This window comes from Cryobacterium ruanii (assembly GCF_004404055.1).
In the GTDB taxonomy this organism is placed as follows: Bacteria; Actinomycetota; Actinomycetes; order Actinomycetales; family Microbacteriaceae; genus Cryobacterium; species Cryobacterium ruanii.
Window position 1 is genome coordinate 18,525 of the sequence record NZ_SOHK01000023.1, and the last position, 24,855, is coordinate 43,379.

At 65.1% G+C, this 24,855-nt stretch carries 22 protein-coding genes; 3 read left to right on the top strand and 19 right to left on the bottom strand.

The genetic code is table 11. The features are described 5' to 3' along the window. Positions 1-20: 20 nt before the first annotated feature. From E3T47_RS14285 to infC, 5 genes are all read right to left on the bottom strand, one after another. Positions 21-809, bottom strand: coding sequence for an amino acid ABC transporter ATP-binding protein (locus E3T47_RS14285; protein ID WP_134556725.1), 789 nt, complete (start codon positions 807-809; stop codon positions 21-23). Between the two features lie 103 nt (positions 810-912). Then, on the bottom strand, positions 913-1,713 hold the full coding sequence (locus E3T47_RS14290; RefSeq protein ID WP_134556726.1) for a TrmH family RNA methyltransferase: 801 nt from the start codon (positions 1,711-1,713) through the stop codon (positions 913-915). Between the two features lie 138 nt (positions 1,714-1,851). Further along, a complete protein-coding gene (rplT, locus tag E3T47_RS14295) occupies positions 1,852-2,244 on the bottom strand; it encodes a 50S ribosomal protein L20 (protein WP_104196972.1) in 393 nt (130 codons plus the stop codon). Positions 2,245-2,281: 37 nt separating this feature from the next. Then, on the bottom strand, positions 2,282-2,476 hold the full coding sequence (rpmI, locus tag E3T47_RS14300; RefSeq protein WP_092111710.1) for a 50S ribosomal protein L35: 195 nt from the start codon (positions 2,474-2,476) through the stop codon (positions 2,282-2,284). Further along, positions 2,469-3,095: a translation initiation factor IF-3 gene (gene infC / locus E3T47_RS14305; protein WP_104127223.1), complete on the bottom strand. Its 627-nt coding sequence runs from the start codon at positions 3,093-3,095 to the stop codon at positions 2,469-2,471. Before infC ends, rpmI begins: the two co-directional genes overlap by 8 nt. Before the next feature lie 288 nt (positions 3,096-3,383). Here infC and E3T47_RS14310 point away from each other — a divergent pair, with 288 nt between their 5' ends. Continuing rightward, positions 3,384-3,749 (top strand): DUF1844 domain-containing protein, encoded by a 366-nt coding sequence (locus E3T47_RS14310; RefSeq protein ID WP_134556727.1) that lies wholly within the window; start codon positions 3,384-3,386, stop codon positions 3,747-3,749. A gap of 79 nt (positions 3,750-3,828) precedes the next feature. Here E3T47_RS14310 and E3T47_RS14315 read toward each other — a convergent pair whose 3' ends face one another. The 8 genes from E3T47_RS14315 to E3T47_RS14350 all read right to left on the bottom strand — a co-directional run bounded on the left by E3T47_RS14315 (position 3,829) and on the right by E3T47_RS14350 (position 13,868). Next, positions 3,829-4,617 carry a DNA-formamidopyrimidine glycosylase family protein gene (locus E3T47_RS14315; protein WP_134556728.1) on the bottom strand — a complete coding sequence of 263 codons (789 nt, stop codon included), beginning with the start codon at positions 4,615-4,617 and terminating at the stop codon, positions 3,829-3,831. Then, positions 4,610-9,265, bottom strand: coding sequence for an ATP-dependent helicase (locus E3T47_RS14320; RefSeq protein ID WP_134556729.1), 4,656 nt, complete (start codon positions 9,263-9,265; stop codon positions 4,610-4,612). Before E3T47_RS14320 ends, E3T47_RS14315 begins: the two co-directional genes overlap by 8 nt. 55 nt (positions 9,266-9,320) lie before the next feature. Beyond that, positions 9,321-10,154 (bottom strand): SseB family protein, encoded by an 834-nt coding sequence (locus E3T47_RS14325; RefSeq protein WP_134556730.1) that lies wholly within the window; start codon positions 10,152-10,154, stop codon positions 9,321-9,323. Continuing rightward, complete coding sequence (gene priA / locus E3T47_RS14330; protein WP_134556731.1) at positions 10,154-10,900, bottom strand: bifunctional 1-(5-phosphoribosyl)-5-((5-phosphoribosylamino)methylideneamino)imidazole-4-carboxamide isomerase/phosphoribosylanthranilate isomerase PriA; 747 nt, start codon at positions 10,898-10,900, stop codon at positions 10,154-10,156. The genes E3T47_RS14325 and priA overlap by 1 nt, the downstream gene beginning before the upstream one ends. Before the next feature lie 94 nt (positions 10,901-10,994). After that, positions 10,995-11,627 carry an imidazole glycerol phosphate synthase subunit HisH gene (gene hisH, locus E3T47_RS14335; protein WP_134556732.1) on the bottom strand — a complete coding sequence of 211 codons (633 nt, stop codon included), beginning with the start codon at positions 11,625-11,627 and terminating at the stop codon, positions 10,995-10,997. Beyond that, entirely contained in the window at positions 11,624-12,247 is a 624-nt protein-coding gene (gene hisB / locus E3T47_RS14340; protein ID WP_134556733.1) for an imidazoleglycerol-phosphate dehydratase HisB, read from the bottom strand. The genes hisH and hisB overlap by 4 nt, the downstream gene beginning before the upstream one ends. 9 nt (positions 12,248-12,256) lie before the next feature. Continuing rightward, on the bottom strand, positions 12,257-13,390 hold the full coding sequence (locus E3T47_RS14345) for a histidinol-phosphate transaminase (protein WP_134556734.1): 1,134 nt from the start codon (positions 13,388-13,390) through the stop codon (positions 12,257-12,259). 58 nt (positions 13,391-13,448) lie between these two features. After that, a complete protein-coding gene (locus E3T47_RS14350; protein ID WP_134556735.1) occupies positions 13,449-13,868 on the bottom strand; it encodes a LysM peptidoglycan-binding domain-containing protein in 420 nt (139 codons plus the stop codon). A 291-nt stretch (positions 13,869-14,159) separates the two neighbouring features. Between E3T47_RS14350 and lexA the strand changes: the two genes are divergently transcribed. Then, a complete protein-coding gene (gene lexA, locus E3T47_RS14355) occupies positions 14,160-14,864 on the top strand; it encodes a transcriptional repressor LexA (RefSeq protein ID WP_241982286.1) in 705 nt (234 codons plus the stop codon). Positions 14,865-14,946: 82 nt separating this feature from the next. Here lexA and metE read toward each other — a convergent pair whose 3' ends face one another. The 3 genes from metE to hflX all read right to left on the bottom strand — a co-directional run bounded on the left by metE (position 14,947) and on the right by hflX (position 20,511). Further along, complete coding sequence (gene metE, locus E3T47_RS14360; protein ID WP_134556737.1) at positions 14,947-17,286, bottom strand: 5-methyltetrahydropteroyltriglutamate--homocysteine S-methyltransferase; 2,340 nt, start codon at positions 17,284-17,286, stop codon at positions 14,947-14,949. Positions 17,287-17,376: 90 nt separating this feature from the next. After that, on the bottom strand, positions 17,377-18,342 hold the full coding sequence (locus E3T47_RS14365; protein ID WP_174844686.1) for a methylenetetrahydrofolate reductase: 966 nt from the start codon (positions 18,340-18,342) through the stop codon (positions 17,377-17,379). Positions 18,343-18,933: 591 nt separating this feature from the next. Beyond that, positions 18,934-20,511: a GTPase HflX gene (gene hflX, locus E3T47_RS14370; RefSeq protein ID WP_134556738.1), complete on the bottom strand. Its 1,578-nt coding sequence runs from the start codon at positions 20,509-20,511 to the stop codon at positions 18,934-18,936. 40 nt (positions 20,512-20,551) lie between these two features. Here hflX and E3T47_RS14375 point away from each other — a divergent pair, with 40 nt between their 5' ends. Then, positions 20,552-21,160 carry a class I SAM-dependent methyltransferase gene (locus E3T47_RS14375; RefSeq protein WP_134556739.1) on the top strand — a complete coding sequence of 203 codons (609 nt, stop codon included), beginning with the start codon at positions 20,552-20,554 and terminating at the stop codon, positions 21,158-21,160. Positions 21,161-21,341: 181 nt separating this feature from the next. Here the strand turns inward: E3T47_RS14375 and dapF are convergent, their stop codons facing one another. From dapF to miaB, 3 genes are read right to left on the bottom strand one after another with little or no spacing between them, the layout of a single operon-like run. Continuing rightward, positions 21,342-22,223 (bottom strand): diaminopimelate epimerase, encoded by an 882-nt coding sequence (gene dapF, locus E3T47_RS14380; RefSeq protein WP_134556740.1) that lies wholly within the window; start codon positions 22,221-22,223, stop codon positions 21,342-21,344. Between the two features lie 9 nt (positions 22,224-22,232). Then, entirely contained in the window at positions 22,233-23,210 is a 978-nt protein-coding gene (miaA, locus tag E3T47_RS14385) for a tRNA (adenosine(37)-N6)-dimethylallyltransferase MiaA (RefSeq protein ID WP_241982287.1), read from the bottom strand. Positions 23,211-23,215: 5 nt separating this feature from the next. Continuing rightward, positions 23,216-24,820, bottom strand: a complete 1,605-nt coding sequence (miaB, locus tag E3T47_RS14390; protein ID WP_134556741.1) for a tRNA (N6-isopentenyl adenosine(37)-C2)-methylthiotransferase MiaB — start codon at positions 24,818-24,820, stop codon at positions 23,216-23,218. Between the last annotated feature and the right edge of the window lie 35 nt (positions 24,821-24,855).

The window sequence follows — 24,855 nt, forward strand, 5'->3', positions numbered from 1 at the left end:
GTGTAAACCCTGTCCACCGATTAGTGGGCAAGTATTTTGGAGAGGAAGTCTTTCGCTCTCGTGCTTTGGGGGTTGGTGAAGAATTCCTCGGGAGTGGTCTCCTCCACGATCTCGCCCTCCGCCATAAAGATGACGCGGTCTGCAGCCTTGCGGGCGAAGCCCATCTCGTGCGTGACGACGATCATGGTCATGCCGTCGTTGGCGAGGTCGACCATGACCTCGAGCACCTCATTGATCATCTCCGGGTCAAGGGCACTAGTCGGCTCGTCGAGCAGGATGACCTTCGGATCCATGGCAAGGGCACGCGCGATGGCGACTCGCTGTTGCTGCCCACCGGACAACTGGGCCGGCATCTTCTTGGCCTGGTTGGCCACGCCGACGCGCTCCAGCAGGGCCATGGCCTTTTTCTCAGCGTCCGCCTTCGACAAGCCACGCACTTTGATCGGGCCGAGCGTGACGTTCTCAAGCACCGTCTTGTGCGCGAACAGGTTGAACGCCTGAAAGACCATGCCGACGTCAGCGCGCAAGTGGGCCAGGGCTTTGCCCTCTTCCGGCAACTTCACGCCGTCGATGGTGATCAAGCCGTCATCGATGGTCTCGAGGCGGTTGATGGCCCGACACAGGGTAGATTTGCCCGACCCACTTGGACCGATGACTACGACAACCTCGCCGCGGTTGACCACGGCGTTGATGTTCTTGAGAACGTGCAGTTCTCCGTAGTGCTTGTTGATGTTCTTGACGACGACTAGCGGTTCACCCCGACGAACGGTGATGTTCGACGTAGCCGGGGACGAATCTGTTGGCTCCATGTCCCCCAACTTAGGTCAGAATAGGAGTTTAGGCATGCCAAATGCCCGGACAGTAACGCATTTGTAACAGTCCGGGCATGGGGAGTTTGTGCTATGGGACAGGTCAGGCGCGCTGGGCGAACGCACTCTCGTACAGGCAGACGGATGCTGCAGTGGCGAGGTTCATCGACTCAGCTTCACCGTAGATCGGCACGCTGATGCTGCGGTCGACCTTGGCCAGGTCCTCGTCGGTCAGGCCGCGTGCCTCGTTGCCGAACAGCCACACGGTCGGAGCGGCGAGCAGCCCCTCGTTGCGCGCACTGAGCAGGTCGGAACCCTTGATGTCCGCCGCGAACAATTGCAGACCAGCGGAACGGGCACGGTCGAGCACGTCGGACAGGTCGGCCGCGATGGCTACGGGCAGGTGAAAGATGGAGCCGGTCGAGGAGCGGATCACCTTGGGGTTGTACAGGTCGACGCTGCGACCGGTGAGAATGACGGCGTCCGCGCCGGCGGCATCCGCTGCCCGGATGATGGTGCCGGCGTTGCCCGGGTCGCGCACCTCTTCGAGGATGGCGACGAGCTTGGGGCCTGCGTTGAAGATTTTCTTCACCGAGGTGGGGAACTGGTGACAGACGGCCACAAACCCCTGCGGGGTGACCGTGTCGGCCATCGCCTCGAGCACCTCCTCGGAGACGAACTCCACCTCCACCTGGGCCTCGACGGCCTTCTGGGCCACGTCGGTGTAGCGGTCGAGAGCTGTGGGCGTGGCAAACAGCTCCACGACGAGCTCTGGACGAAAGGTGAGGGCTTCGGAAACGGCCTGCGGGCCTTCGAGCAGAAAGAGACCGGACTCGAGGCGCGCGTCGCGCTTGGCAAGTTTTGCGACGGCACGGACGCGCGGTGAACGTGGATTATCAAGCATGCCCCCAGTTTAGGTGCACAACGATGCGGTACAGAAAAGGAGCGGGCGACCAGGTCGCCCGCTCCTCATTCTAAAATTTCGGACCGGTCACCACATTCATGCCCAGGAGGCGGCCCGTGATGATCCGATCGGTTGAAGCTACGCCGTGACGGCGACCTTCGGTGCCGATGTGTCGGCGGGAAGGGCTGCCTTGGCGCTCTCGACGAGGGCGGCGAACGTCGCTGCCTCGTTGACGGCCAGGTCGGCGAGGATACGACGGTCAACCTCGATGCCAGCCAGGCCGAGGCCCTGGATCAGACGGTTGTAGGTGAGGCCGTTGGCGCGCGACGCAGCGTTGATCCGCTGGATCCACAGGCGACGGAAGTCACCCTTGCGTGCACGACGGTCACGGTAGCTGTAGGTGAAGGAGTGAGTGAGCTGCTCCTTCGCCTTGGTGACCAGGCGTGAACGCTGACCGCGGTAGCCCTTGGCGCGTTCGAGAATAACGCGGCGACTCTTGTGGGCGTTTACGGCCCTCTTTACTCTTGCCATTTTTTACAAATCCTTATTCGTTTACGAGGCTTGGTATTTACAGACCGAGAAGCTTCTTGATGGTCTTCTGATCCGACTTGGCCAGCACCTGGTCCTGGTTCAAACGGGACTTGCGCTGCGTGCTCTTGACCTCGAGATTGTGACGAAGTCCGGCCTGCTGCTTCATGATCTTTCCGCTTCCGGTGACCTTGAAACGCTTCTTGGTTCCGGAGTGGGTCTTCATCTTAGGCATGTGGTTCCTCCTGTTTTGCTGCCTTATCGGCAACCTTGTCTGCCTTATCGGCTACCTTGTCTGCCTTCTCGGCAGCCTTGTGGGCGTTGATCTCAGCCTTGGCTTCTGACTTGTTCTTCAACGGGCCAATCACCATGACCATGTTTCGACCGTCGATCATCGGAGTAGATTCCACGGAACCGTACTCGGCGACATCCTCGGCAAATTTTTGGAGCAGACGTACGCCCTGGTCGGGTCGGGACTGTTCACGGCCACGAAAAAGAATCATGGCCTTGACCTTGTCACCGCTCTTCAGGAAGCCTTCGGCGCGTTTGCGCTTGGTCTCGTAGTCGTGCGTGTCAATCTTGAGACGGAAACGAACCTCCTTGAGGATCGTGTTCGCCTGGTTGCGCCTGGCCTCCTTGGCCTTCTGCGCAGCCTCGTACTTGAACTTGCCGTAGTCCATGATCTTGGCCACGGGCGGCTTGGCTTCGGGTGCGACTTCGACAAGGTCGAGGTCGGCATCCTGTGCTAGGCGTAGGGCAACATCAATCGCCACGACCCCGACCTGCTCGCCGTTGGGACCAACGAGACGAACTTCGGGGACGCGTATACGGTCATTTGTACGGGGATCGCTGATGCGTCTCTCCTCTTGGTTAACTCCGTGATCACAACCAGACAGCGGATGCCGACTGGGGACGAAGAGAGGAAAATCACGCGTTCTCCAGATCAATTTTTCATTGGACTGCAGAACACGACACCCTGTCTACCTTCGCTTTGCCACCTTCCCGGAGGAGGTGAAAACGCGACGGCGGAGTGCGAACTACCCGGTAACCTTAATGAAGCGGTATGCGCGGGTGGGAGATTCTCCACTTTCGTACCGAGACTATTGTCTCGGAACCGATGATGAGCCTAGCAGAGGAATGCAGTGAGCCAAAGTTTTGAGCACGATACGGGTCTTGAGCAGAATGCGGCACAGGCGACACGCGACATCGCCGATGTGGCCGCGGTGGAGATCATCACCACGGCCGCGGTGCACCTGATGAGTGCCGCCGCCGTGAAGTGCGGGCTCGCCGAAGATCCCGATGCCCAGATCGACCTTGACGAAGCCCGCAAACTCATCACGGCCCTCGCCGGCCTGGTGACGGCCGCGGCCCCCGACATCGCCGACATGCACGCCCGCAGCCTGCGTGACGGCCTGCGTTCCCTGCAGCTCGCGTTCCGCGAGGCCTCCTTCGTACAGGACCCGATCGGCGAGGGCCCCGGCGAGAAATACACCGGCCCGGTCAACTAACCCACTTCCCGACGAGCGGATGCCGCCGGTCACCCCGACCGACGGCATCCGCTTTTCGTTCCCCCGGCAGCAGCTCGAGTCAGGTCTGACAGTGCGGGCACCAGAAGGTGTTGCGCTGCTCGACATCGCTGCGGCCCAGGGTGCTGCGTTGTATGCGGGTGCCGCAGCGCCGGCACGCTTGACCGCTTCGCCCGTAGACCCACAGCTGGGCTCCGCGGCGCAGGTTGCCGGTGGTCGTGCGTTCGTCGCGGTCTTTGTTCGCCAGGAGCAGGCGCCGGGCCAGGCTCACGATCCCGGGTACGTCCGTGACCTCGGCCATGGACCGGGCCGGTAATAGTCCGCGCAGAAAGCAGAGCTCGTTGACGTAAACATTGCCGAGCCCGGCCAAGTTGCGCTGGTCGGCGAGGGCTAGGATGACGGGTTGTTCGGGCCGGGCAGCGAGCCGAGTGGCGGCCTCGTCGCTGTCACCCACGCTCCAGCCGGCATCGAGCAGATCGGGTCCCAGATAGCCGACCACCTCGGACTCGGCCCGGGTCGGAACGAGCTCCAGCACACCGAGGTCGAACCCGACCGCGACCCACTCCGACGTCTGCAGCACGATGCGAGCCTGGAACGCCGGCCGCTGCCACCGTGTGTTTGGCCGGTAGAGGTGCCAGGCACCCTCCATCTTGAGGTGGGAGTGGATGCTCGTCTCGCCGATCCGGTGCAGCAGGTGTTTGCCGCGACTGACGACCTCGAGCACGCTCTGCCCCGCCAGGTCGACGGTGGCGAAAGCGGGTACCCGAATGTCACAGCCGGTCAGGATTCTGCCGCGCAGGGCCTGGTCGAGGGTGCGCGCCGTGCGGTAAACGGTGTCGCCCTCAGGCACGCAGCCTCAGTCCTCTCGGAGTCTCGGTGAACCCGGCGGTGCGCAGGGCCGCACCCACGTCGGTGCCGATCACGAACACACCGTTGGCCGTTTCGACCGCGATCTTCTGCACGCGACCGGTCGTGACCAGGGCGGCCAGGGTCAGGGTGGCCGCCGCGAGCACGGCCTCATCCGTTTCGAAGGCGACCACGGTTTTGCCGCCACGCTCGACATAGAGCACGAGGGCACCGTCGACCAGCACGACGAGCGCACCCGCCTTACGGCCCGGGCGATGGGTGGTGTCGCCGGGCAGGGTCGGCCACGGCAGCGCGGCGCCGTATGCGTTCGCCGGGTCGGTCGCGGCCAGGGCAACCGCGACCAACCGTTCTGTAGGGCGTTGCTTGCTCGACATATCAGACACCCCGGCAGCGAAGGTGCGCAGCCGGTCGATGGTGCCGCCGGTGGCGAACTGGGCCGCGCCGAGCCCCTCGATGAAATACCCGCGTCGACAGCGTGCCATTTCTTCGAACCCGGTGAGCGTGCGGTAGACGAGGGAGAATCCGCCGATGACGCTCTCGGCCATCACCGCCCCACGCGTGACGACGCCATAGCGTTCAAGCAGAGTCTCGCCCAGGGCGTGCGCGCGACGCGTGGGCGAGTCGTCGGCCACCGGCAGGATCGACCAGCGACCCGAGACCGTCGGTGGGCCGCTGCGACTGGGCAGGTTCGGCCGCGGCATCGACCGCCCGCGATGCAGGCGGGTGCGCGGCGCGGCCCGGCTCTGCCGGTGGGCGGTATGGCCGCCGGCCAGAAGCGATCGCACCGGGGCGAAGGTGTCGTTGTTGATCAGCCCGGCCCAGACCAGTTCCCACAGTGCCTGCACCAGTGCGGCGTCATCCTGACTGCCGACGGCATCCGCCAGCTGCCGAAAGAAGTAGGCGCCGCCGCCGCCCAGGGTAGCTAGGATCTCCTGCTGCAGTGGCGTCGTCTCTACGTCGATGGGCAGCGGCAGGGTGAGCTGGGCGGTCTCGGCGAGGTGCAGGCTGACCCAGCCGTCGTTGCCGGCGAGAGGTCCGGCGCCCGCCCAGAGCACCTCCCCCGCGTTGGTGAGTTCATCGAGCATTCCCGGCTGGTAGTCGCTGACGCGGGAGGGCAGAATGAGCGTCTCCCACGCGGAGGCCGGAATGCGCGCACCCTCGAGCTGCTCCACAACGGATGCGACGCCGTCTATTCCGCGCAACTTGCCGCCCACGTGTTGCCACGCCGGCAGGAACCGGCCGATGGCCTGCTGGTCCACCGGTTCGACCTCGTGCCTCAGCGCCGCGAGGGAACGTCGGCGGAGCCGCCGCAGCACCTCAGCGTCGCACCATTCCGGGCCGGTGCCGTTCGGTCGGAATTCGCCGGCCACGATGCGCCGGGCGTCGGCGAGGCGGCCGAGGGCAATCTTTACGACGGCGGTGCCGAGACCGAACCGGTCGGCGACGGCGCTGGTGGTGAACGGTCCGTGCGAGCGTGCGTAGCGGCTCACCAGATCGCCGAGCGGATCCGCGACGGGTTCGGTGAACGCGGCCGACACCCCTATCGGCAGGGGAACGCCGAGGGCGTCGCGCAACCGACTGGCGTCTTCAACCGCTGCCCAGCGCTGTTCACCTCCCATGCTCATGCGCATTGCGCGGCGCGCGTCGACGAGACTGAGCAGCGCCTGCTCGGCCAGGAGGAGTCCAGGCGCATCGGTCGCGGACGGCGACTCGGGCAGGAGCATCCGCTCGGCGACCTCGCTGGTGCTGAGCGGGCCGAGGGTGCGCAGCAGATCGGCGACGCCTTCGACCCCCTTGGCCAGGTAGTCGGGGGCGAGTCGTTGCAGTTCCCGGTCGGTCTGGTCGATGACGCTCGGATCGAGGAGTTCACGAAGTTCGACCCGCCCGAGCAGTTCGGCGAGCAGGCTCGAGTCGATCGCGAGGGCGGTGGCGCGCCTTTCCGCCAGTGGGGTGTCTCCCTCGTACATGAAGGCGGCGACGTAGCCGAACAACAGGGTGCTCGCGAACGGGCTGGCGGTGTCGGTCGTGGTCTCGACCAGGCGCAGTTCGCGCGAGGCGATCTGTCGCGCCAGCGCCCCGAGGGCCGGAAGGTCGTAGACGTCTTGCAGGCATTCCCGCAGGGTCTCGAGAATGATGGGAAAGGTGGGAAAGGTGCGGGCGACGTCGAGCAGCTGCGCGGCCTTTTGCCGTTGCTGCCAGAGCGGCGAGCGGGCACCGGGCTTGTATCGGGGCAGGAGCAGGGCCCGGGCCGCGCACTCGCGAAACCGGGAGGCGAACAGAGCCGAACCGCCAACCTCCTCGGTGACCAGCTGCTCGAGCTCATCGGGGTCGAAGATGAACAGTTCGCTGCCGGGTGGTTCGGTTTCGGTGTCGGGGATGCGCACGACGATACCGTCGTCGCTCGCGACGCAGGAACCGTCGATTCCGTAGCGTTCGCGCACGCGGGCCCCGACCGCGAGTGCCCACGGTGCGTGCACCGGCGCGCCGAACGGGGAGTGCAGCACGACGCGCCAGTCCCCGAGTTCATCGCGGAACCGTTCGACCACGAGGGTTCGGTCGGTCGGCAGCTGGCCGGTGGCGGCGCGCTGCTCATCGAGGAAGGCTAGCAGGTTGGTGGTGGCGCGCGCGTCGAGGCCGCCAACAGCGCAGCGGGCCCGTGCGTCGGCGGGTGGCAGGCTCCCGACCTCGCGTACGAAAGCACCGATGGCCTGGCCGAGTTCGGTCGGGCGGCCGAGACCATCACCCTTCCAGAAGGGCAGCCGCCCCGGCTGCCCGAAGGCCGGTACGACAAGAACCCGATCGTGGGTGATCTCCTGGATGCGCCAGCTCGTGGTGCCGAGCGCGAACACATCATTCACGCGTGACTCGTAGACCATCTCCTCGTCGAGTTCACCGACGCGTTTGCCGGTGACCTGTTCACCACCCACCATGAAGACGCCGAACAATCCGCGGTCGGGTATGGTGCCGCCACTCGTCACTGCGAGCCGTTGTGCTCCCGGGCGGCCCGTGAGCGTGCCGGCGTCGCGATCCCAGACGATGCGCGGGCGGAGTTCGGCGAACCGGTCGGAGGGGTACCGACCGGCGAGCAGATCGAGGGTCGCCTCATAGGCGGAGCGCGGCAGGGTCGCGAACGGCGCACTGCGCCGTACAGAGTCGAACCACGTTTCTACGTCGATGGGCTCGAGCGCGCAGGCCGCCACGGTCTGCTGGGCGAGGATGTCGAGTGGGTTGGTGGGCACCCGCAGCGATTCGATCGCACCGGCAACCATGCGTTCGGCGGCGACCGCTGCATGGATGAGGTCGGCCCGATGCTTGGGGTAGATCACCCCGCGAGAAATCTCACCGACCTGGTGCCCGGCCCGGCCCAGCCGCTGCAGTCCGCTAGACACCGACGGTGGTGACTCCACCTGCACGACCAGGTCGACGGCGCCCATGTCGATGCCGAGTTCGAGGCTCGACGTGGCGACGACGCAGCGCAGCCGTCCCGATTTCAAGTCGTCTTCAATGAGCGACCGCTGCTCTTTGCTGACCGAACCGTGATGCGCGCGTGCGAGCAGCGGTTCAGCGCCCGCACTCTCGCCGCTGGCCCCCATCAACTCGGCCGGCGGGCGCACTGCCGGCGCGGCGCCCACCATGCTGAGTTCTCCCCGCGAATCGGGCACTAAAGTCGGCACCGGCACCAGAGCGGATGACTCCTCCCCGGCCAACCGTTCGGCATAGATCTCGTTGAACCGGGCCGTGAGCCGTTCGGTGAGCCGCCGCGAATTCGCGAAGACGATGCTCGAGGAATGCGCGAGCACCTCGTCGACTATGGCCTCCTCGACGTGCGGCCAGATCGACCCGGTCTGCGGTGCCGCGGCCGAGGTGACACCCTCGCGTTGCGGAACTGGCCCGAGGTCGCTCATGTCGTCGACCGGAACGACCACGCGCAGGTCGAAGCGTTTCAGCGCCGGCGGTGCCACGACTTGCACGGGGGCAGCTCCACCGAGAAAGCGTGCCACTTCGCTCTGCGGGCGCACGGTGGCCGACAGCCCGATGCGTTGGGCCGGGTGGCTGAGCAGGGCATCGAGTCGTTCCAGCGAGACGGCCAGGTGGGCGCCGCGCTTGCTTGCCGCCACCGCGTGCACCTCGTCGATGATGACGGTCTGCACACCGCGCAGCGATTCGCGCGCCGCCGAGGTCAGCATGAGAAACAGCGACTCCGGAGTGGTGATGAGGATATCGGGCGGCGAGGTGACCAGTTTGCGCCGGTCGGCGGCTGGGGTGTCTCCCGACCGTACGCCGACAGAGACGTGCGGCGGCTCCAGGCCGAGCCGCTCGGCCTGGCGGCTGATTCCCACGAGCGGAGCGGTGAGGTTGCGTTCCACGTCGACGCCGAGAGCCTTCAACGGCGAAATATAGAGCACACGGGTGCCGGTCTCGGCCCCTGTCGTCACGTCGGTCGCCAACCGGTCAATTGCCCACAGAAAGGCAGCAAGGGTCTTCCCCGACCCGGTCGGCGCCACGACGAGGGCGTGCGAACCCTCAGAAATGGCATTCCACGCGCCCAGCTGCGCGGCCGTCGGCGCGGCGAACGCCTCGGCGAACCAGGCCCGAGCTGCCGGGGAGAAGCGATTGAGAACGTCGGTCATACCGTCATTCTCACCGAAGCCGCCGACAATACCCTTAATACGCCAGACCCTCGTGCTACGCCGACGCGACGAGCTTGACCCGCAGCGAATCGACGCCGGCCGTGATGATCTCGTTCTCAGACCACCGGATGCCGAGCCGGCTCAAAATCGCGTCGAGATCTGCTTGGGTCAGCCCGTCGACCAGCTCGAGCTGCACCACGAGTTCGGGGCCGGCAAGCCGTGCCAGCGGATCACCGGCGGAGAGTGCAACGGTCAGGACCGAGAGCTCAGTCGCGATCGACGCCCGGAATGCGTCAGCGACACGGTGACTCGCGTAACTCGGTGTCCACGGCAAGGATTGGGCGATCGCCCACAGCGCCGGCCGCCGAATGACGAATTCACCGGGCGACGCCGGATCGAGAACTACGATACCGGTATTTTCCTGCGCGGCGGCTAGGGCGACGCGTACGGCATCCGCTGGAATGGGCCGCGCAAGCGGGTTCCACGCGTTCATGGCGGCGGTCGAAGAGAAGGCGGGCAGCACGGTGCGACCGTCGGGGCCGGCCACGGTGATGATCGAGAGTTCCTGCATTTTATCGATCGTCTGGCCACGCGCGTTCAGCGCTGCTTCCCCGAGTTTGGTAACCAGCGGAATCAGCAGTCGGGAACCGCGGATGGCGTCGATGACGCTTTCTTCACCGGCCTCTCTGGCTTGGAAATGAGCGAGGGCCGCGGCGAGAGCGGCGGGAGCAGTCCCGTCGTCGCCGGCATCGAGGTTGGCTTCGAATCGACGGCCGGCCCAGGGCTGGCCAGCCGAGTCAGCGAGCTCGTTCAGTTCACCGGACTGGCCCGGCGAACCCGGCCGCCCCGAAGGATCGCCGGTGGAGCCGAGGTTACGCGCCTTGGCCATTAGTCACCCGCGACGTCCAGGGCCTCGGCCAGGGTGAATGCGCCCGCGTAGAGCGCTTTTCCTACAATGGCGCCTTCCAGCCCCAGCGGCACGAGCCTGCGAAGCTCTTCGATGTCATCAAGGCTGGAGATGCCGCCGGAGGCGATGACCGGCTTGCGCGTGCGGTCGAGGACCTGACGCAACAGGTCGATGTTCGGGCCCTGCAGGGTGCCATCCTTGGTGACGTCGGTCACCACGTAGCGGGCACAGCCGGCCGCTTCCAGGCGTTCGAGCACTTGCCACAGATCTCCGCCGTCCTTGGTCCAGCCGCGGGCGGCGAGCGTCGTGCCTCGTACGTCGAGGCCGACGGCAACGGCTTCGCCGTACTGCGCGATCACGCTGGCCGCCCATTCCGGGTTTTCGAGCGCCGCGGTGCCGAGGTTGATGCGTTTCACGCCCGTGGTCAGTGCGGCTTCGAGTGACTCGTCATCGCGGATTCCGCCGGACAGTTCGATCTTGACACCCTTGACCTGACGAATGACCTTCTTGATCACGCCGGTGTTGTTACCTCGACCGAACGCGGCGTCGAGGTCGACGAGGTGGATCCATTCGGCGCCCTGCCTCGCCCAGTCGGCCGCAGCGTCGACGGGATCGCCATAGTTCGTTTCCGTGCCCGCCTCGCCCTGCGTCAGGCGAACAGCCTTGCCGTCGGCCACATCGACGGCGGGCAGGAGGACGAGCCTCGGTGTCTTGTTGAACTCGCTCATTGGTGTCCTTGATTGGTGCGGTCGCATGCTGCGGCCAATTTCATGGCAGGTGCCGGTGGTGATGATGCGGGTCGTGAAGTCTAGGCGCGCCTGACTATTGGCGCAGCGTGCCGATCCAGTTCTTCAACAAGCGGATGCCAGCCTCCCCCGATTTTTCCGGGTGGAACTGGGTGGCGCTAAGCGGACCGTTCTCGATAGCGGCCAAAAACGGCGCCCCGTGTTCAGCCCAGGTCAACCGAGGTTCGGGAAACGGCGGCATGACCTCGAGCGTCCAGGACTGAGCGGCGTAGGAGTGCACAAAATAAAACCGTTCCTCTTCGATTCCGCGAAAGAGCTCAGAACCCAGCGCGCTCGTGACGGTGTTCCAGCCCATGTGCGGCAGGATCGCGGCGGGAAGCTCGGTTACGATTCCGGGCCACTCGCCGAGGCCCTCGGTGTCAATGCCGCGCTCGACACCGTGTTCGAACAACACCTGCATCCCCACACAGATACCCAGTACCGGGCGACCTCCGGCCAGGCGACGATCAACGATCTCGTCGCCGTGCACCGCTTTGAGGGCCTGCATCACGGCACTGAACGCACCGACACCGGGTACGACGAGTCCGTCGGCTTCGAGGGCGACCTTCCGGTCACTCGTCAGTGTGACGTCAGCGCCGGCCAGTTCGAGCGCCTTGACCGCGGAGTGCACATTGCCGGTGCCGTAGTCGAATACGACAACCCTGGTCACAAGGCCCCCTTGGTCGAAGGGATGCCGTGCACGAGCGGATCGAGGGCTTTCGCGAGGCGGAACGCACGGGCGAAGGCCTTGAACTCGGCTTCGGCGATGTGGTGGGGGTCGCGACCGCCCAACAGGGTGACGTGCACGGTCAACCCGGCGTGGAAGGTGATGGCTTCGAAAACGTGACGAACCATGGAACCGGTGAAGTGACCGCCGATGAGGTGAAATTCGAAGCCAGCCGGTTCGCCGGTGTGCACGAGATACGGGCGGCCAGAGATGTCGACGACTGCCTGCGCGAGCGCTTCATCGAGCGGTACCAGGGCGTCACCGTAGCGGGAAATGCCCGACTTGTCGCCGAGGGCCTGGCGGATAGCCTGTCCGAGCACTATTCCCACGTCTTCAACGGTGTGGTGCACGTCGATTTCGATGTCGCCGGTGGCGCGCACTGTGAGATCGGTCAGTGAGTGTTTTGCGAAGGCCGTCAAGAGGTGGTCATAGAACGGAACCGAGGTGTGGATGTCGCTGACACCGGTGCCATCCAGGTTCAACGAGAGATCAATGCTCGATTCACTCGTCTCCCGTTGCAGGTGTGCGACGCGGGGCGCGGACGTGCCAACAGATGAGCTCATACCGCTAGCTTATTCGGCTCGGGTCGACTCGGTTTGACGGGACCGATCCGTGCGTCCCAGACGGGCCAGGGCCTCCAGGAACAGGGACGTCTCCTTCTCGGTGCCGGCCGTCACCCGCAAGTGGCCGGGAATGCCGACGTCGCGAATGAGGATTCCCTCGGCGAGCAGCGCCGTAAACGTCTCCTGCGGGTCAGCCACTCCGCCGAACAGAACGAAGTTGCTCCAGCTCCGGTGCGGGGCATAGCCCAGGCCAACCAGCTCGACCGCGAGCCGGTCGCGCTGTCCACGAATGTCGTCGACCATCGCGAGCATCTCGACGCTGTGGGCCAGGGCGGCGTTTGCCGCAGCCTGCGTCAGGACGGAGAGGTGGTACGGCAGACGGACCAGGCGCAGGGCATCCGTCACCGCCGGATCGGCCGCTAGGTACCCCACTCGGGCACCAGCAAAAGCAAAGGCCTTGCTCATCGTGCGCGAAACGAGCAGGCGTTCCCGACCCGGCAGAAGGGTGAGCGCGCTCGGCGTGCCGAGGGGCGCGAATTCGGCGTAAGCCTCATCGACGACGACGATACCGTCGGTCGCGTCGTAGGCGGCGGCGATGGTCTCGAGTGAGAGCGGGGTGCCGGTGGGGTTGTTCGGCGAGCACAAAAAAATGACATCGGGGCTGGTGCGGATGATTTCACTCACGGCGGTGGCCGGCGACAACTCGTAGCCAGCGTCACGGGCGCCCGGAATCCAGGTGGTGTCGGTTCCCGACGCGAGGATCGAGTACATCGAGTAAGTGGGGGTGAAGCCGAGTAGGCTGCGCCCAGGTCCACCGAAAGCCTGAAGCACCTGCTGGAGCACTTCGTTGGAGCCGTTGGCCGCCCAGATGTTTTCGGCACTGAGTATGCTGTCGGCACCGAGCCCTTCGCTGAGATAGCGGGCGAGCGCCTCGCGCAAGGCGGTGAATTCGCGGTCAGGGTACCGATTCACCGAGCGGATGGCCTCGGCCAGGTTGGCGAGGATGTCGCGGGCGACCGCCTCGGGAATGGGGTGCGTGTTCTCGTTGACGTTCAGGGCCACCGGCACGTGCAATTGCGGAGCACCGTACGGGGTCAGGCCTTGCAGGTTGTTGCGGAGCGGAAGGTCATCGAGGCTGGTCACACTATCTATGCTACGACCCTGTGCTGTTGCACCTGGCCCGTTAAGAAACGGCGGGTTCTCAGGAGTCGGTGGGGACCTCCAGGCGCTGGCCAGGCTGCAAAGTTTCAACCGACAGCGCGTTCAGGCGTTTGATGTCGGCGACCAGGTCTCGCGGATCTGCGGATGGAGAGATCTCTTCGGCAAGGTCCCACAGGGTCTGGCCGGGTTCGACCGTGATGAATCGGGCTGAGCCGACGTCGGTCGGTGAGTAGGCAAGCGTGGCGATGATTCCCGAGTCCGTGGTGTACGACATGACGTCGATACCCGTGGCGGAATCCGACGCATCGGCCGCTCCCCCATTGATGGCGAAGGCGACGGCACCGAGCACGAGCGGCACGGCGGCCAGGGCTGTGAGCACGACGCGCCCGCGCCGGGTGAGGCGAAGATGGGTGATGGGGGCGTTGTGAAGAGGTAGTGCGGGTGCAAGTGCTGTGGTCATGTCAAACCTCCAGGGTTGGCGGGCTGCGAGTCTCGTATCCGGCCCTCGGCCGGGACGGCCGAATACGAAACTATGTTCCGAATATAACTTCGAACAATCGAACATGCAAGCCTTTTCTGGTCTTGGCCCGGAATTTCGAGCAACACACTCGAATAAGTGTTTGTTTCAGGGCGGGGAACTGGATAAACTTTCGATAGATCAATTGCGTGATTTACACTCAACCAGACACCACCGACATTCCCGCCAGGCATGGTTTTAGGCCAGGCGGGACCGACTCCAGAAGGGCAGATCGTGACACAAGATTCCGGCGCTACCCGCGACAAGGGCGGCACCCGACGCCGCAAGAGTTTGAGCCAACGCCAGCTCGCTATTCTCGACGTGATCCAGCGTTCGGTGAGCTCGCGCGGCTACCCGCCGAGCATGCGTGAGATCGGCGACGCGGTCGGTCTCGCCTCACTGTCGAGCGTGACCCACCAGCTCAACCAGCTGGAGCTCAGCGGCTATCTGCGCCGCGACCCGAATCGCCCCCGGGCACTCGAGGTACTCATCGAGATTCAGCGTGCCCCCGAAGACGTCGGTACCGGCGACCAGGACACCTTTCACCCCGGCGTTCAGGTCGGCGACGCCGCAATGGTTCCCCTAGTTGGTCGAATTGCTGCCGGCATCCCGATAACAGCCGACCAGCAGATCGACGAGATCTTCCCGCTGCCCCGCCAGCTCGTGGGGCAAGGCGAGCTGTTTATGCTCAAGGTCGTCGGGGAATCCATGATCGACGCTGCCATCTGTGACGGCGACTGGGTGGTCGTGCGGCAGCAGAAGACCGCGGAGAACGGCGAGATCGTCGCGGCCATGCTCGACAACGAAGCCACCGTCAAGGTGCTGCGCAAGCGCGACGGCCACACCTGGCTGCTTCCGCGCAACAGCAACTTCGAACCGATCGTGGGCGACTTTGCCGACATTCTCGGCAAGGTCGTCGCGGTGTTGCGCTCGGTCTAGTCGTTTTACGTACACTTTGGTGCCACATGACAGGCCCGACCACCATTCGGTGATCGGGCCTGTTACTGTCCCGAATCTGAAGCTAGGCACCAACCCGGGCATCGCGGCGTTCGCGCACCACCCGGGTCGCGGCGAGCATGTTGTGCAGGGACTGCACGGTCTCCTCGTAGCCACGGGTCTTCAACCCGCAGTCCGGGTTCACCCAGACCTGGCGTTCGGGAATGGATTCCAGGGCGGTGTCGAGCAGGGTCGTCATTTCGTCGACGCTCGGCACCCGCGGCGAATGGATGTCGTAGATTCCGGCACCGATCCCGTGGTCGAAACCGCCAGCCTCGATCTCCCGCACCACCTCCATGCGCGACCGCGCCGCTTCAATACTCGTCACATCGGCGTCGAGGTTGCGGATGGCTTCGATGACGACGCCGAATTCCGAGTAGCAGAGGTGCGTGTGAATCTGGGTCGCATCCGATACCCCGGCTGTGGCGAGCCGGAATGAGCCGACCGACCAGTCCAGATATTCGGCCTGATCCCCCGTCTTCAACGGCAGCAACTCACGAAGAGCCGGCTCGTCCACCTGGACGATCTTGATGCCCGCGGCCTCGAGGTCCCCGATTTCATCGCGCAGGGCAAGTGCCACCTGGCGGGCCGTCTCACCGAGTGGCTGGTCGTCGCGCACGAACGACCAGGCCAGTATCGTAACCGGACCAGTGAGCATGCCCTTGACCGGCTTCGATGTGAGGCTCTGCGTATACACCGACCAGTCAACCGTGATCGGTGCCGGGCGCGACACGTCACCCCACAAAATTGATGGCCGGGTGCAGCGGCTGCCGTAGGACTGTACCCACCCGTTCTCGGTCACGGCGAACCCGTCGAGGTTCTCCGCGAAGTACTGCACCATGTCATTGCGTTCGGGTTCGCCGTGCACGAGCACGTCGAGGCCGATCTCTTCCTGCAGCGCCACGACGCGGCCGATCTCGGCGCGCATCAGGTCACGGTAGTCGTTGGCAGGGAGAGCTCCCTGGAGAAACTGGGCGCGTGCCCGGCGAATATCTGCGGTCTGCGGGAACGACCCGATCGTGGTGGTCGGCAACATCGGCAACTGCAGCGCAGCGTCCTGGGCGATCAGGCGATCAGCGTAGGCCCCGCGGGTGAAGTCGGCGTTGATCAATGCGGCGGCACGATCACGCACAGCGTCAACGCGCACACCGGGAGCGGTCCGCCGTGCGGCCAGCGCGGCCTCGGCAGCGGCCAGCGGCTCGGCAATGGCCACCCGGCCGGCGCTGAGGCCGCGGGCGAGTGCCGCGACCTGTGCGACCTTTTGGTCGGCGAATGCCAGCCAGCTCACGAGCGAACCCGACAGCGACGTTTCATCGAGCACGTCGTGCGGCACGTGCAGCAGGGAAGTCGAAGTGCACACGGCCACGGACTCGGACAGTCCGCGAACGCTCTCGGCGGTGTCGAACGCTCCAGCCAGGTCGCCGCGCCAGATGTTGTGCCCGTCGATCACCCCGGCGACCAGGGTCTTGCCGGCCAGCCCGGGCACCGCCTGCGGCAAGGCGCCCCGCACCAGGTCGAGCCCAATCGCTTCAACGGCCGTGGCGGCGAGCACCGGCAGGGCATCGTCAAGGCTGCCGTAGGGTGCCGATACGAACAGGGCCGACCGCCCGGTCAGCCGGCCGAGCACGCCATAAGCGGATGCGACGGCCGCCAGCGTGTCCGCGCGCGCGACGTCGATGGATTCGCTGACCAGACCCGGTTCGTCGAGCTGCACCCACTCGGCGCCGGCATCCGCTAGCCGCGTCAGCAGCGCCGCGTAGACAGGAATGAGATCGTCGAGCCGCGACAGCGGGGAGAACCCGGCCGGGGCATCGTCGCTTGCCTTGCTGAGCAGCAGGAAGGTCACCGGGCCGACGAGCACCGGGCGTGTGAGAAAACCGGCCGCTTTCGCCTCGGCGAATTCCCGTACGATACGGTCACCAGCGAGGGAGAACACGGTCTCCGGGCCGATCTCGGGCACGAGATAGTGGTAATTGGAGTCGAACCATTTGGTCATCTCCAGTGGCAAGTTCTCACCTTCGCCGCGGGCCAGAGTGAAGTATCCGGCGAGGTCCAGGGTTCCGTCAGCGGCGACGAGCGAGGCGAACCGGGACGGAATCGCCCCCACGGCGACGATGGTATCGAGCACCTGGTCGTAGTAGGAGAACGTCTCGGGAATCGAGGAGTCCGTGCGTCCCAGACCGAGTTCAACGAGCCGATCACGAGTGGTCGCGCGAAGCTCGGCAGCAACGCTTTCGAGATCGGAGGCGTTGATCGTACCCGACCAGAACGCTTCAACGGCCTTCTTTAGCTCCCGCCGCCGCCCGATGCGCGGATAACCGAGGATGGTGCCGGTGGGAAAGGCGGGAGACGCAGAAATGGGCATGATAATTCCTTCACTGGAGCAATAGTGGCTGGACCGATCGGAGAAAACGAACGTGATGGGGGTGGGCCTGCGCGCTTGAGCGCGCGAGGCCTAGGGCATGGCAGCGGGCACCGGCAGCGCCCCACACCCCTCAAGTACCGACAGCACAGTCTCGTGCTGGTTGAAGGCATAGAGGTGCAGGCCGGGAGCACCGCCCGCGAGAACGTCCTGGCCGAGGCGGACGGCGTGGTCGATGCCGATCTGCCGCTGACCTTCCTCGGTCGGTTCGACCTCAAGCTCGATGGAGAGTGCGGCCGGCAGTTTTTCACCGGAGAGCTGCAGAATGCGACGCAACCGGTTCGGGCTGGTCACCGGCATGATACCGGGAAGAATGGGAAAGAATACCCCGGCGGAGCGGGCACGCTGGATGAAGCTCAGATAGTCGTCGGCGTGGAAGAACAGCTGGGTGATCGCGAGATTGGCCCCGGCGGCCTGCTTGGCCAGCAGGGTGTCGATGTCCTGGGTGACCGACCGCGAGTTGGGGTGGCCGTTCGGGAAGGCGGCGACACCGATGCGCACCTTGCTGCGTTCGGTTTTCACCCCGCGGGCGGCGGGCAGTCCCGGGATCACGGTTTCAATGTACGGCACCCGCTCGGTCTGCACCCGGTGGATGAGCTGCACCAGCTCCCCCGCGCTGTGCAGGTCGCCGAGAAAGGAGGTGTCGCCTTCGATCGCACCCTGCGGTGCGTCGCCGCGAATGGCGAGGAAGCTGCGGATGCCGGCGTCGAGAAACTGCCGAATGAGCCGACTCGCCTCCGCGTGCGAGGAGCCGACGCAGGTAAGGTGCGCCATCGCATCCACTGTCGTGTGGTCCTTGATGTAGCGCAGCACGTCGAGCGAGGAGTCGCGCGACGAGCCGTTGGCACCGTAGGTAACGGAGATGAACTCGGGCCCGGCCGCGGCCAGGTGATCGATGGTGCGCGTCAGAGCTGCTGCTGCCGCCACCGATTTTGGCGGATACACCTCGAATGAGAACGCCGGGCGGGCGTTGCACGCAGAAATCCCTGTCGTGGTCATAGTTCCTCATTCGGCAGAAGCTGTGCAGCGGTGGTGGCCGGGCGGCCGCGGACGCCGCCAGCAGGCTGGCGGTTCTTCGCGGGCGGATGCCGGGCTCGGCTGTCGCTCCATGCCGGGGAACGGATTCCGTCGGCAACGATTGATTAGACACTAACAACCCGAACGCTGACGTTGGCGAATATGACAATTCATGTCATCCCGCGGTCACTGTTGTTACGTTCGGACATCGATGAAAACTCGGTCTGCCCGTGGCTGGCCTCTTCACGACACCATCTTGGCCGCACGACACAATTACGACGCCTGCAGGAACACGTTCCCCAGGCTGGAGAGGTGCCGCTTCCGGAACCGGGCGAAACACCATGACAGACGATTCTGCGGCATCCACTCATCCAAAGACGGCGGCACCAACATCGCCGCCACTGCCACCGCCACCGCCACTGCCAACGTCGCCGCCACCGCCACCGGTCAGCATGCTCAAGCTCCGTCGAGGGAACTGACCATCAGAATCGCTCAGAAGCAATTTCCCGGACCGATGCAGAAGGCCCGGGACTCAACCTGCGTTCTCAACTTTGCTGTTACTGAACCACGCGCCTAAGAGGACACTGCGGGCAGAATGACGAACGGCGCGAACTGTGGTTCGATCTCGGGGGTGACAAACGCCGTCACGTGAGTACCATCCTCCACGTAGTCCGTGACCTCAATGCGCCCCTGATCGTGCAGCACGGCGATGAGATCGCCGCGGTCGTAGGGAATGAGCAGGTCGAGTTCAATCTGCGGCGTCGGCAGCAGCAGCGCCACTGCGGCCAGCACGGTGTCGATGCCCTCCCCGGTTCGCGCAGACACGAACGTTGCTTTCGGCTCGAGACCGCGCAGCACGAGCCGGTCGTCGTCGCTGATCAGGTCACTCTTGTTGAAGACGACTAGTTCGGGAATATCGCGTGCACCGACCTCGGAGATGACGTCGCGCACGGTGGCGAGTTGCGCGACGGGGTCGGGGTGGGATGCGTCGACGACGTGCACGATGACGTCGGCGTCGGCGACTTCTTCGAGGGTCGAGCGAAAGGCTTCGACCAATTGGTGGGGCAGGTTGCGCACGAACCCCACCGTGTCGGTCAGCGTGTACAGGCGGCCGTCGGCGGTCGTCGACTTGCGCACGGTAGCGTCGAGGGTCGCGAATAGGGAGTTCTCGACCAGCACTCCGGCCTTGGTGATGCGGTTGAGCAAGCTGGACTTGCCGGCGTTGGTGTACCCCACGATGGCCACCGATGGTACGGCATTGCGCTTGCGGTTGGCGCGTTTGGCTTCGCGGGCCGGCTTCATCTCGACCATCTGCTTGCGCAGTTTGGACATCCGGGTGTGGATGCGACGTCGGTCGAGTTCGATCTTGGTCTCACCGGGGCCGCGCGAACCCATTCCGGCTCCGGTGCCACCGACCTGACCACCGGCCTGGCGGGACATGGAGTCGCCCCAGCCGCGCAGGCGCGGAAGCATGTAGGCCATCTGGGCCAGTTCGACCTGCGCCTTGCCCTCGCGGCTCTTGGCGTGCTGGCTGAAGATGTCAAGGATCACGGCGGTGCGGTCGATGACCTTGACCTTGACCACGTCTTCGAGGGCACGCCGCTGGCTGGGAGCGAGTTCGGTGTCGGCGATGACGGTGTCGGCGCCGAGCGCCTTCACGATGTCAGCCACCTCCTGGGCCTTGCCCTTGCCGAGGTAGGTGCTCGGATCTGGCGTGGCCCGACGCTGGAGCAACCCGTCGAGCACGGTCGCCCCGGCGGTTTCTGCGAGGGCGGCGAGTTCCCGCATGGAGTTTTCGGCGTCGTCGACGGTGCCGTGGGTATATACGCCCACGAGCACGACGTTTTCCAGCCGCAGCTGCCGGTATTCGACCTCTGTGACGTCTTCGAGTTCGGTGGAAAGCCCTCCTACTCGGCGCAACGCATTGCGATCGGCACGTTCGGATTGGTCACCGTCGTGGTCACTGCCGTCGTACTCGCCGGAGGCCTGGTCTTGCAGGGCCTGGGCCGACCCGCTGCGGAACAGGGAGTAACCGGCACTTTTGCTGTCGGCGCTGGCCAATACGCGCGCGACAACATCGTCTGCGTCGAGGGCTTCTGCGCCTGGGTTTACTACCGCTTCGTTGCCCGAAGGCGCCGTTGGATCATTCATCCCATTAACCTTAGTTGAACGAACTTGAAAGGTTCCTCTTATGTCGTCCGACCACTATTTTTCTCCGGCGCCCGGCACCGTACTTAAAACACGCCAGATCACGGTGGAGTTGCACGGGCAGGATCGGCTCCTGACGACCGCCAATTCGGTGTTCAGTCCCGCCCATATCGACACCGGCACCGAGGTCCTGCTCAAGTACGCCCCCGAGCCGCCCCTGTCCGGTCATTTTCTCGATCTCGGCTGCGGCTGGGGCCCGATCGCCCTGCACCTCGCCCTGGCCTCTCCCGAGGCGACCATCTGGGCCGTCGACGTCAATGAGCGGGCACTTGACCTCGTGCGCACCAACGCCGCGTCCCTCGGCCTGACCAACGTCAAGGCCGTGCTCGCCGCCGACGTGCCGACAGATATCTCGTTTCGTACCATCTGGTCGAACCCGCCCATTCGCGTCGGAAAAGATGTACTGCACGGTCTCATGCAGACCTGGCTTCCCCGACTCGAGCCCGAAGCGGATGCCTGGCTCGTCATCCAGCGAAACCTCGGCGCGGACTCGCTCCAGCGCTGGCTCGCCGCCGAACTCCCGACCGACTTCGAGACCACCCGCGAGGCCATCAGCAAGGGCTTCCGGGTACTAGCAGTGCACCGCGGCTAAGGCCAAGTAGTCCCAGTCAGTCAGGTCGGGTCGTGGTGGCAGGGTTGCCTGCGGGATTGCGAGTTTTCGGGTCTTTCGGGAGGTCTGCGAATGCTTTTCGCGGAGGCCTCCTGGTCGAAGCGAATGTCTGAGCGAGTAGCGGATGGCCGTGCCGCCACGGCCCCACTCGAAACTACAAGCGCTACCCGAGGTTCAGAACCCCGTCGAAGACCAGCTCCGCCGGCCCCGACAACGACACATGTTCCCCGTCCTCGGCCGCAAACATCCGCACCCCGAGCACACCGCCCGGCAGCTCCACCCGCCACTGATGCGGCGCCGCCTTACCGGCCCAGTGTCGTGTGGCCAGGGCGGCAGCGGCCGCCCCGGTGCCGCACGACAGGGTTTCTCCGCTGCCGCGTTCGTGCACCCGCATGCGGAAGCGCCCAACGCCGTTGACGACGAGAGGTTCGTTCGGCACGACGAATTCGATGTTCACCCCGCCGACTGGTTCCGGGTCCAGTTGCGGGATGAAGGTGAGATCGGCGGCATCAAGTTCGTCGTCGTCAGCGAGGGCCACGACCGTGTGGGGGTTGCCAACGTTGATGCCCAGGCCCGGACGTGCCACGGGTAGGTTCTTGGTGCGCACGAGCGGTTCGGTGCCGTCAAGCTTCCACCGACCGAGATCGACCTGAAAACCCGAGGCGTTGCGCTGTACGTCGCGCACACCGCCGCGGGTTCCTATTGTGAGGGTGTCGCCGGGCAGCAGCTCGGCGAGGTTGTTTTCAATCAGGAATTTAGCGTAGACACGGATGCCGTTGCCGCACATTTCCGAGACGGTTCCATCGGCGTTCCAGTAGTCCATGAACCAGTCGGCCGCATCATCTTCGGCGAGGGCAGCCGCTCCGTCTGGCAGGTTCTTGCTGTGCACCGCCCGGATGATGCCGTCCGCGCCAACGCCGAACTTGCGGTCGCACACTGCGCGAATCTGCGCCGGGGTGAGTTCCATGGTGCCGTCGGGATCAGCGAACAGCACGAAGTCGTTGCCCGTGCCGTGGCCCTTGGTGAAGTTCAAAGTGATGCCCATGCTGCCAGCTTACGGGGCAGCCGCTGGCAGGTCTTCCGCGGGAAAGGTGGGTGCACCGCCCCGGTCGATGTGCGCGAGGGCGTCCTCGACACGATCCGCCGCATCGGAATCCATCCAGTGAGTATGGGCGTAACGTTTGAACCAGCTCACCTGTCGGCGTGCGTACCGCCGGGTGAGTTGCTGGGTCGCTTCAATGGCCTCCGCCGCGCTGAGGGCGCCGTGCACCTGCCCGAGGGCCTGCGCGTAGCCGATCGCGCGGCTTGCAGTGACACCGTCCTCGATGCCGGCGGCGAGCAGGCCGCGGGCTTCGTCGACGATGCCGGCCGCCCACATCCGTTCGACCCGCGCGTCGAGCCGGGGCGTGAGCCGCTCTCGCGGCGTGCGCAGCCCGAGCAGCACGCTGGGCTGCCAATACACCGGCTCTGCCGGGAGCGCGGCGAGGTGTGGGGCGCCGGTGAGCTCGACAATTTCGAGCGCCCGAACGAGGCGGCGCCCGTTGCTCGGGCCGATCCGCAGCGCGGCCTGCGGGTCGACAGCCTGCAGTCGGGAGTACATCAGGCCCGGTCCGGTTTGCAGGAGCTCCGATTCGAGCCTGGTCCGCAACTCCGGATCAGTACCCGGGAACCGAAAATCGAAGACGACCGACGACACGTAGAGACCCGAGCCGCCAACCAGGATGGGGACGACTCCGCGCGCGAGGATCTCGGTGATGGCCTTGCGGGCATCCGTTTGATAGTTGCTGACTGTGGCTTCGTCGGTCACCGTGAGTACGTCGAGCAGGTGATGGGGAATGCCACGGCGCTCCGCAAGGGTGAGTTTGGCCGTGCCGATGTCCATGCCGCTGTAGAGCTGCATGGCATCGGCGTTCACGATTTCAGCCGGCTGACCGCGCGCGCTGAGCTGTTCGGCCAGGTCGAGGGATAACTCGGACTTGCCGGTGCCGGTCGACCCGATGACGGCGATCAGCAGGAGTGGAGCAGGGCTCACCAGGTTTAGCGCTCGTCGTCGTTCACGTTATAAATGGGGATGGTGGTGGCACCGCTTTCGAGTCGCAGGCCGATCGTCGGCAGGCCAAGCGAGACGGGGCCGGCTCCGCCGGATGCACCACCATGAGTGGGTACTCCACAGGATTCGGCTTCCATGCGGTCCCAGGCGTCTCCGGCCCGGGTCGAGCGGATGCGCAGCGGCGCACCGTCGGTCGAGTCGGCGATGAGGTGGAACGGTGCCGCCTGGGTGACGACGACGGTGACCATGTCACCGGGCCGGGGCCGGGCAGAACCGGCCGGAACATCGAAGTGCACGAGTCGGCTGTCGGGCGCCCGCCCACTGAGGCGGTGGGTGTCGCTGTCTTTGCGGCCACTGTTGGCGACGAGAAGCTCCACCTCGAGGCCGATCATCCCCTGGTTCTCTTCGAGGGAAATTCGTTCTTGCAGGGCGGCGAGGCGCTCATAGCGGTCCTGCACGATCGCCTTGGGAACCTGGTCGCGCATTGTCGCGGCCGGAGTGCCGGGGCGAATGGAGTACTGAAAAGTGAACGCTGTCGCAAACCGGGCCCGTTCAACGACGCGCAGGGTTTCCTGAAAGTCTTCTTCGGTTTCGCCGGGGAAGCCGACGATGATGTCGGTGCTGATGGCCGCGTTCGGAATCTGAGCGCGCACCCGGTCGAGAATGCCGAGGAACTTCGCGCCACGGTAGGACCGACGCATCGACTTGAGAATGCGGTCGGACCCGGACTGCAGCGGCATGTGCAGCTGCGGCATGACGGCGGGCGTTTCAGCCATGGCGTCGATGACGTCGTCGGTGAACGCGGCAGGATGCGGGCTGGTGAAGCGGATGCGCTCCAGCCCCTCGATCTTGCCGGCCGCGCGCAGCAGCTTGCCGAAGGCGAGGCGGTCACCAAACTCGACCCCGTAGGAGTTGACGTTCTGGCCGAGCAGGGTGACCTCAATGGCGCCGTCGTCGACGAGCGCTTGGATCTCGGCGAGAATCTCTCCGGGGCGGCGGTCTTTCTCCTTGCCCCGGAGCGCTGGCACGATGCAGAAGGTGCAGGTGTTGTTGCAGCCGACCGAGATGGAGACCCAGCCGCTGTAGCTGGAGTCACGCTTGGTCGGCAGGGTCGACGGGAACGTCTCGAGGGAATCGAGAATCTCTAACTGGGCCTCACCGTTATGCCTGGCTCGTTCGAGGAGGCTGGGTAGGGAGCCCATGTTGTGAGTCCCGAAGACCACGTCGACCCACGGCGCTTTCTCAAGGATGGTGGTCTTGTCTTTCTGGGCGAGGCAGCCGCCGACGGCAATCTGCATGCCGGCGTGCTTGCGCTTGACCGAGGCGAGGTAGCCGAGGTTACCGTAGAGCTTGTTGTCGGCGTTCTCGCGCACCGCGCAGGTGTTGATCACGACGATGTCGGCCTCGCCACCGACGGCTGCGACGTAGCCGGCCGCTTCGAGTGAACCACTCAGGCGTTCGGAGTCATGCACGTTCATCTGGCAGCCGAACGTGCGCACCTCATAGGTGCGAGCACGCCCCGACTCGTCGATCGCGGCTACCGAGGGCGTGATGACGGTTCGGCGGGCTTGTTCGGGGGCGACGATACTCATAATACCTATAGTTTACGCGAGCAATTCGGTGTGCG

Excerpts from the sequence above, each read along its gene's own strand:
- E3T47_RS14285 (WP_134556725.1), bottom strand. The coding sequence starts at position 809 with ATGGAGCCAACAGATTCGTCCCCGGCTACGTCGAACATCACCGTTCGT.
- E3T47_RS14290 (WP_134556726.1), bottom strand. The coding sequence starts at position 1,713 with ATGCTTGATAATCCACGTTCACCGCGCGTCCGTGCCGTCGCAAAACTT.
- rplT (WP_104196972.1), bottom strand. The coding sequence starts at position 2,244 with ATGGCAAGAGTAAAGAGGGCCGTAAACGCCCACAAGAGTCGCCGCGTT.
- rpmI (WP_092111710.1), bottom strand. The coding sequence starts at position 2,476 with ATGCCTAAGATGAAGACCCACTCCGGAACCAAGAAGCGTTTCAAGGTC.
- E3T47_RS14320 (WP_134556729.1), bottom strand. The coding sequence starts at position 9,265 with ATGACCGACGTTCTCAATCGCTTCTCCCCGGCAGCTCGGGCCTGGTTC.
- E3T47_RS14325 (WP_134556730.1), bottom strand. The coding sequence starts at position 10,154 with ATGGCCAAGGCGCGTAACCTCGGCTCCACCGGCGATCCTTCGGGGCGG.
- priA (WP_134556731.1), bottom strand. The coding sequence starts at position 10,900 with ATGAGCGAGTTCAACAAGACACCGAGGCTCGTCCTCCTGCCCGCCGTC.
- hisB (WP_134556733.1), bottom strand. The coding sequence starts at position 12,247 with ATGAGCTCATCTGTTGGCACGTCCGCGCCCCGCGTCGCACACCTGCAA.
- E3T47_RS14350 (WP_134556735.1), bottom strand. The coding sequence starts at position 13,868 with ATGACCACAGCACTTGCACCCGCACTACCTCTTCACAACGCCCCCATC.
- metE (WP_134556737.1), bottom strand. The coding sequence starts at position 17,286 with ATGCCCATTTCTGCGTCTCCCGCCTTTCCCACCGGCACCATCCTCGGT.
- E3T47_RS14365 (WP_174844686.1), bottom strand. The coding sequence starts at position 18,342 with ATGACCACGACAGGGATTTCTGCGTGCAACGCCCGCCCGGCGTTCTCA.
- hflX (WP_134556738.1), bottom strand. The coding sequence starts at position 20,511 with ATGAATGATCCAACGGCGCCTTCGGGCAACGAAGCGGTAGTAAACCCA.
- E3T47_RS14375 (WP_134556739.1), top strand. The coding sequence starts at position 20,552 with ATGTCGTCCGACCACTATTTTTCTCCGGCGCCCGGCACCGTACTTAAA.
- dapF (WP_134556740.1), bottom strand. The coding sequence starts at position 22,223 with ATGGGCATCACTTTGAACTTCACCAAGGGCCACGGCACGGGCAACGAC.
- miaB (WP_134556741.1), bottom strand. The coding sequence starts at position 24,820 with ATGAGTATCGTCGCCCCCGAACAAGCCCGCCGAACCGTCATCACGCCC.